This window comes from Kitasatospora sp. NPDC056181, assembly GCF_042266225.1.
In the GTDB taxonomy this organism is placed as follows: domain Bacteria; phylum Actinomycetota; class Actinomycetes; order Streptomycetales; family Streptomycetaceae; genus Kitasatospora.
In genome coordinates this window covers 1-10,210 of record NZ_JBHJUK010000226.1, presented here as the reverse complement: position 1 = coordinate 10,210, position 10,210 = coordinate 1, and the positions used below count along the sequence as shown (strand labels likewise).

The following is a 10,210-nucleotide window of genomic DNA, read 5'->3' as shown; positions in this document are numbered from 1 at the left end:
CCCGAGGACGGGCCGCCCGCCCCGCCCGGCACGGCGCAGCCGGCGACCGCCGCGGCCAGGCACATCACCGCCACGAGACCGCTCCCGGCCCGGCGGCCGTTCCACTGTCTTCCCCTCAGGCCCCCATTAATACGATGATCTGATGGTGTGTTCATGGAGCACTGCTCCCCCGACACGCCAGGCCGCCAATCCCCCCGTCACCCGCCCGGCCCACGTCCCCGCCCCCTCGCCATCGACGGGGTGGCGCGGGCGCCGCGAGCCCGGTGGCCGAAAATCACTGGTGGCGACGGCGTCCGGGCGCCGATAATGCGCGCATGACAGCCGGCACGCAGCGCACGACCGATTCCTGGACCGTCTCCCGGGCCGATGTCGGCTCCGCGGAGGCGCAGGTGTTGCTGCGCGAGTACTACATCGACGTCGCCAACCGGTACTACCGGCTGCACCTGGGGCGGGACGGGACCGACGAGGAGATCGAGACCGGCCTGGCCGACTCACCGAGCGACGACCTCGCCGGGCCGACCGGCGTCTTCCTGCTCGGCCGGTACGGCGGCGAGGCGCAGTCCTGCGCGGGGCTGCGGATCCTCGACGACCGCACCGTCGAGCTGACCAGGGTGTTCGTCCGGCACGCCGCGCGCGGCACCGGCGGCGGCGGCCACCTGCTGGCCGCCGTCGACGAGGCGGCCCGCTCCCTCGGCGCCGAGCGGATCGTCCTCGACACCCGGCTCGACCTGGTCGAGGCGCGCGCGCTCTACGCCCGCCACGGCTACCGCGAGATACCGGCCTACAGCAGCGGCCCGTACGCCCAGGTCTGGTACGGAAAGGACGTCAACGCCCCGGAGCACGCCGCCGCGCGTTGAACCGGCGGACCCGCCCACCGCCTGCGACCGCCGCGCACCGCCTGCGACCACCGCCCGACCCGCGCCCGCCGCGCACACCTGACGCCTCAACACGCGGGCCCACCGGTCTCCAGCCCCTTCCCGCGGGCGTCCACCGGGAAGGGCGCGTCACCCGGTGCACCGGCCGCGGGCGGTCCGCCGTCGGCTCGGAGACCGGGCGCCAGTAGCAGGGTGACGCCCAGGGAGGCCGCCGCCGTCACGGCCATCCCCACCGACGGCGAGGTGCACTGGGCGACGCCGCCCGCCAGGGCGGCGCCCGCGCCCTGCACGGCCAGCATCCCCGAGGAGTGCAGTCCGAGGGCGTGTCCGCCGAGCGCGTCCGGGGTCAGGGCCATCAGGCGCTCCTGGAGCAGCAGGCCCGCCGAGTAGCCGACGGTGGCGAGCACGACCGCCGCCGCTGCGAGCGGCAACGGCGGGTGGACGGCGAAGACCAGGTAGGGGGCGGCCAGCAGGAGGCAGAGCGGGACGGCGAGGCGTTCGCGGAACCGCCGCGGGACGAACCGTCCGGCCAGCAGGTCTCCGGCCAGCATGCCCGCGGCGCCGCAGGCGAAGAGGAATCCGGCGTGCCGGGGCGCGTACGGGATGTACAGGGACTCGCAGCCGACGATCAGGCCGTTCGGCACCCAGAGCGCGAGATAGACCCGGCGGCGGGGCTTCGAGGACCACAACAGGGCGTTGTTCCGCCAGGTCTCCCGGACCGACGGCCGCCCGGTGGCCCGCGGCGGACGGCGGCCGAGCCCGAACCGGGCCACCACGGCCGCCGCGAGGTGCAGCGCGGCGCCGGCGAGCAGGGTCCCGCGCGGCGACAGTGCGGTCACCAGGGCGCCACCGAGCGCGAACCCACCGATCTGCACCGCTCCGGCGGACATGTTGAACACGGAGCGGCCCAGCAGGTACCCGTCCTTGGCGAGGAGTTCGTTGAGCAGCCCGTACCGCACTCCGCCGCCCAGCGCGGAGACCGCGCCGAGGACGAGGACGACGGCGAGGACCGCCGGCACGGGCAGGCCGGGGACGGCCTGGACGGCGGTGCCGAGGGCGAACAGCAGGGAGAGTCCGGCCAGCGCGGTGCGCGGCGGCAGCCGGTCGGCCGCCGCCAACAGCGTCGTCGCCCCGACCACCTGGGCGAGGGAGGGGCCGAACATCGCGAGGGCGGAGAGCAGGGGCGAGCCCGTCGCGGTGAAGACCAGCGTGCCCAGGGCGAGCCCGCTCACCGTCTGGGCCGCCACCTGTGCGGCGGAGGCCAGAAAGAGCGGAGTGAACTCCTGGGTGCGGAAGAGGTCCCGGTAGGTGCGCATGACCGGAGTCTCGGGGCGCCGGCGGCGAGCCGTTACTGTTTCGCGGGGAGGCGAAACATGGGCTGGTGGCAGGTGAACGCCGACACGCTGGCGGAGAGCCGGTTCGTCGTCTCGCCCCTGGCCGAGGCCGTCGCGGGCCTGAAGCTCCTGGAACGGGGAACCGCCGCCCACCCGGGCGAGCGCGTCTGGCTGGACGCCCACCTGCCGGCCTACCGGGAGCGGAAGGCCGAGGACCCGGTCACGTCGCTGCTCCTCCACGCCGCCCTGAGGCCCGCCTGGAACGCGACCTTCCTCACGCCCACACCGACGGGCGCGGGCGAGCGGACCTTCGAGGAGGAGCTGCTGCGGATACGGCGGACCCTGCCCGGGACCGCCCGCACCGACCTGGAGGTGGCACTGGACGGACCGCTCCCCGCCCGGCTGGACCGGCCCGACCTCCCGGAACTCGCCGCCGGCCTCCTGGAGTGGGTCTGGACACGGACGGTGGCACCCGACTGGCCGAGGCGGCGGCGCATCATCGAGGCGGACGTCGTCGCGCGGACGGCCCGGCTCGGCCAGGAGGGCTGGGCCGGAGCGCTGGACGGCATGCGTGCCGGAATGCGCTGGCTCGGGCAGAGCCGCCTGCAGATCACCGCCCGCGACCACCCCCCGCAGGATGTCGCCGGGGCGCAGCTGATGTTCGTTCCCGTCACTCCCCGGCAGAGCTGGCTCTGCTGGGAGTCCGGCCGGTACGCCGTGGTCTACCCGTGTTCGGGCGTCCTGGCGGACACCGGCCGGGCACCCGCCCCCGAAGCCCTGCGCGCACTGCTCGGGCCCGCGCGGGCGACCGTCCTCGTGCTCCTCGACCGGCCGAAGAGCACGACGCAGCTGGTGGCCCTCACCGGGCAGGGGCTGGGATCGGTCGGCCGCCACCTGAAGGTGCTGCTCGACGCCCGCCTGGTCCAACGGCGCCGGGCCGGACGTTCGGTCCTCTACTACCGGACCGCGGCCGGTGAGGTTCTCGTCGAGGCCCAGGGCGACGGCTGACGTCAACCGCTGGGGGGTAACGCCGAGGGCGACGGCTGGAAATAACGGCTGGGAGTAACGGCTGGGAGTGACCGCTGAGGGCGACGGCCGAGGCGGCCGTCCGGCACCCGTGCCGCCCGACCGACCCGCCTGCCCGCGCCCCGCCCGGGCTTCCGGGTGCCGGGCAGGGCGCGGGCATAAAGGACGGCCGCCGGACCTGGCCAGGTTCTCCGACGGCCGTGGCCCCGTCCGTCAGGGGGCGGAGCACTTCGAACGTTATGACACTCCGCGCCCGCCCGGCCACCACACGCGTCCGTCCGGGGGATGCCGTGTGTCGCGCGGGCCGCCCGGACTGTCGGACCCCTCGGCTACGATCCGTACACACATGCTCACAGAGGGGCAGGGCGCTGAGCTGCGCGAACCCGACCGGCCCGGGGAGACGGGGGAACAGCAGCACGGGCCCCGCAAGAGACCGTGCGAAGGCCCACGCGAAGAACCACTCGGAGGACGACGTGAAAGCGGTGCTCACCCTGTTCGGGCCCCGTCCCGGCCTTGCCGTCGCGGCCGCCCTCGCCGCGCTGCTCCTCGGGGCCGCCGTGCCCGCGGCTGCCACGCCGTCCGGCACTCCGCCCGGCACTCCTGACGACGCCACGGGCGCGGGCGGCGTCGGCGACCCGGTCTTCCCCGCACTCGGCAACGCGGGCTACGACGTACTCGCCTACGACCTCGGCTTCCGCTACCGGCCGGACGGCAATCGGCCGGAGAGCCGGAGTGTCGACGCCACCGCCGTGCTGACCGCCCGTGCGCTCACCGCGCTGCCGGGGCTGGAGCTGGACGCCGTCGGCCTGGACGTCCACGGCGTCCGGGTCGACGGGCGGCCGGCGCGGTACCGGGCGCACGACGAGAAGCTGACGGTCGTCCCGGCGCGGGCGGTACGCCGGGGTGCCGTGCTGCGGATCGAGGTCGCGTACTCGGCCACTCCGCGGGCGAGGCCGCCGCACAGCGGCTGGGTGTCGACGCCCGACGGCTTCGCGGTGGCCGGCCAGCCCGACCACGCGCACACCGTGTTCCCGTGCAACGACCACCCTGGCGACAAGGCCCGGTTCACCATCGATGTCACCGCGCCGGACGGCCTGCTCGGCGTGGCGAACGGCCGCCTCACCGCGACCGACCACCCGGAACGCGGGCTCACCAGGCGGCGGTACGAGTCGCGCGAGCCGATGGCGACGGAGCTGGTGCAGGTCTCCGTCGGCGACTACACCGTGCGCGAGCGGACCGGCCCCGGCGGGCTCCCGCTGCGCGACGTCGTCCCCGCCGCCCGCGCCGCCGCCCTGGAGCCCGCGCTCGCGCTCACCCCCGGTCAACTGAGGTGGGCCGAGCAGCACCTCGGCCCGTTCCCGTTCGAGACGTACGGGCTGCTGCCCGTCAACACCGACGACCCGGACGCCTTCGAATTCACCGGCCTGGAGACGCAGACCCTGACGCTCTACAAGCCGGGCTTCCTGCTCCAGCCGGAACCGCAGATCGGCTCGCACATGATGCACGAGCTGGTGCACTCGTGGTTCGGGAACAGCGTCTCGCCGCGCACCTGGGCCGACCTCTGGCTGAACGAGGGACATGCCGACCTCTACGGCCTGATGTACCGCTACGACCGCGGCTGGCCCGACTCGGCGGGCTTCACCACCCTCACCGACCGGATGCGCGACGTCTACGCCATGGGCGACCAGTGGCGGCACGACTCCGGGCCGGTGGCCGCGCCGACGGCGGCGGCCCTCTTCGACAGCCAGCGGTACACGGGCGGCGCCCTGGTGCTGTTCGCGCTGCGCGAGCGGGTCGGGGCGGGCGCCTTCGACCGGATCGAACGGGCCTTCCTCCAGCGGTACCGGCACGGCACGGCCACCACCGCGGACTACATCCGCACCGCCTCGGAGGTCTCCGGCCAGGACGTCACCGGTCTCCTCACCGACTGGTTGTACGGCGAGCGCACCCCGCCCATGCCGGGCCACCCGGACTGGACGGTGACCCCTCCCACCGCCTCCACCACCGGGAACGGCCTGGCGGGCCGCGGGCCGACCGCCGCGCCACGCGGTTCCGGGACGCTCTGACCGGACCCCGGCCGCCTGCACGGGCCGTGGGTGCCGCGTCCTGTGAGGCAGCGCGCGTTGGGCGCCGCGTCCTGTGGGGCCGCGTCCTGTGGGGCAGCGCGCGTTGGGCGTACGGCCGGTGCGCCGGTCCGGTGCGCTCGGGCGCCTGCCGCGCGCCCCTGGACCCTGGGTGCCCACGGGCGCATCGTGGTGCCACGGCCCGCCCGCCGCCCGGCCGAGTTCCGGCCGGCTCGCGGGCCGTCCAACGCCTGCGGGCGCAGCCCCGGTCGTGCCGCGATCCGTGCCCCGATCCGCTGTCCGCACCGCGCCCGGGCCACTTCCCGGCCGGCTCCCCTGGGGGCTCCCCCGTCGGCCCCTGGTGGCACCCCGGAGAATGTCCCGAGAAAACCGCCGTCACCAGGCAACCCGTACCGGCTCCCACCGCGTTCAGCTGCCGTGAGACGAACACGGACGACACCGAGGACGCGGCCGCAACGGCCGGACCGTCCGACGGACGCGGCGGGAACGACAGGAACACCGATGGGAACACCATGGCGGGGGCAGGATGATGAGGGACGCGACACCGGACTTCGAGGAGTTCGTCGCCGCCCGCAGCCCGCGTCTGCTGCGCGTCGCGTGGCTGCTGACCGGCGACCCGCACCTGGCGGAGGACCTCTTGCAGACGGCGCTCGCCAAGGTCTGGCCGAAGTGGGAGAAGATCTCCATCGAGCACCCGGAGGCGTACGTCCGGCGTGTGCTGGTGAACGCGCACGTCTCCTGGTGGCGGCGCCGCTGGCACGGGGAGCTGCCGCACGGCGAGCTGCCGGAACCGCCGACGGACGCGGACCCGTTCGAGGACGTGGTACTCGGCCAGGTGGTGGCCGCCGCCGTCCGGGCGCTGCCGCCGCGTCAACGGGCGGTCGTGGTGCTGCGCTACTTCGAGGACCTCAGCGTCGAGGAGACGGCGGAGGCTCTGGGCTGCAGCACGGGCACGGTCAAGAGCCAGACGCACCGGGCACTGCTGGCGCTGCGCGGCAAGCTGCCCGCCCGGGAGCTGCTGCTGGAGGGGGCACGCCGTGAGCTGGTCTGACACCGGCGGCCGCGGTGACGTCTCCGGCCACGGCCTGGGCGAACGCCCGGTCGACTCCGAGGCGGAGCACGAGCTGCGCGTCCTCCTCCAACGCGCCGCACCGCACCTCCCGGCGCCCGCCGACCGGATGGACCGGATCCGCGAGCGCGCCGACCGGACGCGTCGGCGGCGGCGGACCGCCGCGCTGGCGGCCGGGCTGACCACCGGTCTGGTCGCCGCCGCCCTGGCCGCCGCCCCCGCCCTCGCACCCGGCCGGCCCGCCACCGCCCTGCAGCCCGCGACCGCCGTACCGCCGCTGCCCGGAGCCCCGGCCGCGAGCGCACCGACCCCGGCCGCGGGCTCCCCGAGCCCCGTGCCGAGCGTCGTGCCGAGTGCCTCGCCGAGTACGTCCTCTCCCCCCGGCGTGCGGCCGCTGTGGTTCCCGGACATCGGCGGGGTGGTCGTCGACCTGCCTGCCGGCTGGTCCAGCACGGTCATCCCGTCCACCAAACCACTCGCCTCCACCGGGTACGCGGCGAGTGAACCGCTCGGCAGCAAGGTGTCCTGCCCGCCCCAGCAGGCCGACTGCGGACCGCTCGGCCGGATCGCCGAGGGCGGTGCGCTGGTCACCCTCACGTTGGTCGACAACCTGGACGCCGCCGGGAAGCCGTCCGGCGGGATGGCCGAGGTCGAAACCGAGGTCGACAAGACGTGCGGCCTGCGCGGCGGTACGCGCGAACTGGTGGGCCACCGGATCGTCCTCGTGGCCGACAAGGTGGCCACGGTCGAGCTGATCGGCTGTATGAACCGGCCGGGCGAGGAGACCGTGCAGCTCGTACAACAGCTCTTCGAGACGGTCCGCACGACCGGTGTCGCCTCCGCCGCGCCCGGCAGCACCCGTCGCTGACGGCCTCCGCACCCGGAGGGGGTTCCGCCGGGCCCGTACCCGTCGCGCCCTCGCGGGTGCGGCGCCGCCGGAGGGGGCGGCTACTCGTCCCGGAAGGTCCTGCGCGCCCGGCCCATCTGCTCGTCGAACACGCGGGCGGCCCTCCGCACGGCGCCGGGCAGAGCCTCCTCGAACGCCTCCAGGTCGGCGAGGGGCGCCGATACAGAGTGCTTTTGCTGGGCCCACAACTGGCCGTACAAAAGCGCCGCAGTATTCATGCCGCGCTCGCCGAGCAAGCGGGCTTCCTCATGGTCGCTGCTGCTCCACGGTTCCAGGACGCTCATCCACCCGGAGTTGCGCGTGCCCACCTGAATCAGCCGTCCCTTCCGACGTGTGTCCAGCAGCACCCAACGGTCCAGCAGGAGCAGGGTCGGGGCGGGCCACGCCTGGCGCAGGAGGATCCGTTCGGACTCCGTGTCGAAGTCGTGCACCGTGGCCTGGAACCCCTGCCGGCGGGCGAGCTCGGCCGCATGCTCCGCCAGCGGCCCGCCCAGCTCGCCCGGGTAGGGGTTCCAGTCAGTACTGGCCTGGCCGTAGCTGTCGGGACTGCGGCCGGCCGGCAGCTCGTCCCGCCGGTAGGCGTACACCAGCACCCGCAGTTCCCTCGCCGGTTCGGGCTGCCCGGACTTGTCGGGTTGGGCGTCCCGGGTCGGCTGCTGCTCGAACGCGCTCGGCAGGGCGTCGAGGTCCAGTGGCTGCCCGACCGGAATGTCCGTCTCCTGTGCCACCGCCACGATCCGCCTGGCCAGCCTGTGCACGGCCAGCTCGTAGGCGGGCTGGTGGTAGCTGAGCTTCATCAGCGTCAGCAGGCCCTCGGTGTCGTAGTCCGGGCCGAAGTCTGCGGTGTCGGCCTGGAGCCGGGTGGCCGCCTCGGGCGGGCGGTAGCGCTCCATCGGAATCCACTTCACCGGCACGATGCCCGTACTGAACCCCGCGCCCGGACTCCGTGGGGCAACCGGCCGTCGGGTGAAGGCCTCCCACTCGCGGCCGCACCGTTGGCTCTGGAAGTACCGCCGGGCGTACAGGGGGACGAAGACCCGGCAGGACGCCAGTGCCAGTGCGGCCTGCTCGGTCGAGACCTGTCCCCCGTTTATGAAGCCGACCGGTACTCCCCGGGGGACGTCGGTGATCTCCAGGATCGCCTCGCTGAGATCCTGGAAGAGTCTGCTTACCCAGATGGCGTCGGCACCGGAGTGGCTGAGGCAGAAGTACGGCCGGAGGTCCGGTTCCGCATTCCTCCCCGGCGGCCCGGTCGGCAAGTAGCTGTCCGCCAGGGCCTCGAACTCCTCCGCCAACCTTCGCCATCCCCGGTCACCGGCGCCCTGGGCCATGCGTCGCAGATCGCCACGGTCACCGTGGTCGAGCAGGCCCCGCCGGAGCTGGTGCGGCAGCTCGGCCCCCGGCCTGAGGCCGTGCAGCCAGGGCACGACGAGCGGATGCAGGGTGTAGAACACCGTTCCGGTCGCGTCCTCCGACACCCCCCGAGCCCACTGGGCGAACAGTCCGACACCGCCTTCTCCCCGTTCCGTCGCATAGGCCATCGCGGGGGCGAACCACCCCTGCCGCATCCGGAGGCGCTGTTCCGGCGTCAGGTATCCGGGCGCCGCCGCCTCCAGCAGGGCGCCGCTCAGGGCCGGACCGTGCCCCAGTGCCAGTGCGTCCGCCGCCGAGGCCAGCACGGCCTGCACTTCCTCCGGTGCCCCGTCCAGCCGCTCCCGCAACCCTGCCGCAACGAGGAGCAGTTGGACGATTCGGTAGTCGCTCACGACCCGGGCGGCCTCGGCGAGTCTGACGTCGCCGTGTACGGCCTGCTCGGCCTCCTGCGGGGTGAACCGCTCGGGCACCTCAATGATGAGCACGTGCTCCGATGTTCGCCTTTCCAGGGCCCTCCTGATGAGGGAACCGATCACGGAGCCGGAGCGGAGCGTACCCAGGAGAAGGACCGGGCGCCCGCCCCGGCCGAGCCGCTCGGCCAGCAACTCGGCCCGTACCGCGGGGAGACCGTCCTCCTCCCCGGGGGAGGTCAGCACGTCATCGGCCCGGTCCAGCCAGACGACCGTGCGCGGGCCCACCTCCTGGGCCCGGTGCCCATCTCCTAGCAGGCTCTTCGCCCGCAGGACCGTCCAGTCGGGGGGCAGCCCGCGGAGCACCTCGAAGCAGGCCCGGGTCTTGCCGACCGCCGGGCCACCGAAGAAGAGCCCGGCCGCGGTCTCGCCGTCCACGGCCAGCTCGGCCAGCGACTGGCCGGCCACGTCCACCTCGCGCCGGACATAGGGGGTGAGGGCGGGCAGGCCCGGCCTCTGCTCGGCGGGCCGGACGCCGAGCAGCTCGGGCCGCTCCAGCGCCTCGGCGACGGACATCACCGTCCAGTCCGTCTGCCCGCTGCCACCAGGCTGCTCGTGGGCGTTCTGCGCCTCGGAACCGCCCGCGGACCCGGCACCGCCCTGCGACTCGGCGAACGGCAGCGCTCCCGGCGCGACCGCGCGGGCGTGCGTGCCGTCGGCGACGTGGCCCGCCAGGAAGTCGGCGGCGGTGCGGCGGGACCGCAGGTAGGCGGCGACCTGGTGGCGGACGGTCCGGCGGATCTCGGCGACGTCCTCACGGCGCTGGGCACCGAGCAGGGCGTCCCGGACGCCGGGGAGGAAGTCGAACTCGAAGCCGTCCGGGTCGGTGCCGGGCGCCGGGGCCTCCCAGGGGGCGAGCAGGCCGCCGAGCAGGACCTCCGCCAGGTGGCCGTGGTCGGCGTCCGGGAGCATCGCCCGGCGGACGAGGGTCATCACGGGGAGGACGAGCGGCACGGCGGACAGGTGGCCGGCCAGCTCCTGCGCCAGCGGGGAGGCGGTCTCGCGGAACTGCTTGAGCGCCGGTTCGGCCGTGAGCGGCGCCGCGGCGGCACCGGCGGCCCCTGCGGCGGG

At 74.6% G+C, this 10,210-nt stretch carries 7 protein-coding genes; 5 read left to right on the top strand and 2 right to left on the bottom strand.

Features of this window, described 5'->3' with window-relative positions; genetic code table 11:
• The first annotated feature begins 314 nt into the window (after positions 1 to 314).
• Positions 315 to 857, top strand: a complete 543-nt coding sequence (locus ACFC1F_RS40945) for a GNAT family N-acetyltransferase (protein ID WP_376166601.1) — start codon at positions 315 to 317, stop codon at positions 855 to 857.
• 86 nt (positions 858 to 943) lie between these two features.
• Here the strand turns inward: ACFC1F_RS40945 and ACFC1F_RS40940 are convergent, their stop codons facing one another.
• Positions 944 to 2,191, bottom strand: a complete 1,248-nt coding sequence (locus ACFC1F_RS40940; protein WP_376166599.1) for an MFS transporter — start codon at positions 2,189 to 2,191, stop codon at positions 944 to 946.
• 57 nt (positions 2,192 to 2,248) lie between these two features.
• On the opposite strand from ACFC1F_RS40940, the gene ACFC1F_RS40935 reads away from it, so the two are divergent.
• The 4 genes from ACFC1F_RS40935 to ACFC1F_RS40920 all read left to right on the top strand — a co-directional run bounded on the left by ACFC1F_RS40935 (position 2,249) and on the right by ACFC1F_RS40920 (position 7,256).
• Positions 2,249 to 3,217 carry an ArsR/SmtB family transcription factor gene (locus tag ACFC1F_RS40935; RefSeq protein WP_376166597.1) on the top strand — a complete coding sequence of 323 codons (969 nt, stop codon included), beginning with the start codon at positions 2,249 to 2,251 and terminating at the stop codon, positions 3,215 to 3,217.
• Positions 3,218 to 3,708: 491 nt separating this feature from the next.
• Positions 3,709 to 5,301, top strand: coding sequence for a M1 family metallopeptidase (locus tag ACFC1F_RS40930; RefSeq protein WP_376166595.1), 1,593 nt, complete (start codon positions 3,709 to 3,711; stop codon positions 5,299 to 5,301).
• Positions 5,302 to 5,848: 547 nt separating this feature from the next.
• Positions 5,849 to 6,370 carry a SigE family RNA polymerase sigma factor gene (locus ACFC1F_RS40925; protein WP_209415110.1) on the top strand — a complete coding sequence of 174 codons (522 nt, stop codon included), beginning with the start codon at positions 5,849 to 5,851 and terminating at the stop codon, positions 6,368 to 6,370.
• Entirely contained in the window at positions 6,357 to 7,256 is a 900-nt protein-coding gene (locus ACFC1F_RS40920; RefSeq protein WP_376166593.1) for a hypothetical protein, read from the top strand. Before ACFC1F_RS40925 ends, ACFC1F_RS40920 begins: the two co-directional genes overlap by 14 nt.
• Before the next feature lie 80 nt (positions 7,257 to 7,336).
• On the opposite strand, the gene ACFC1F_RS40915 is transcribed toward ACFC1F_RS40920, so the two are convergent.
• Positions 7,337 to 10,210 (bottom strand): TIR-like protein FxsC (locus ACFC1F_RS40915; RefSeq protein WP_376166591.1); only part of this gene is annotated, 2,874 nt, incomplete at its 5' end.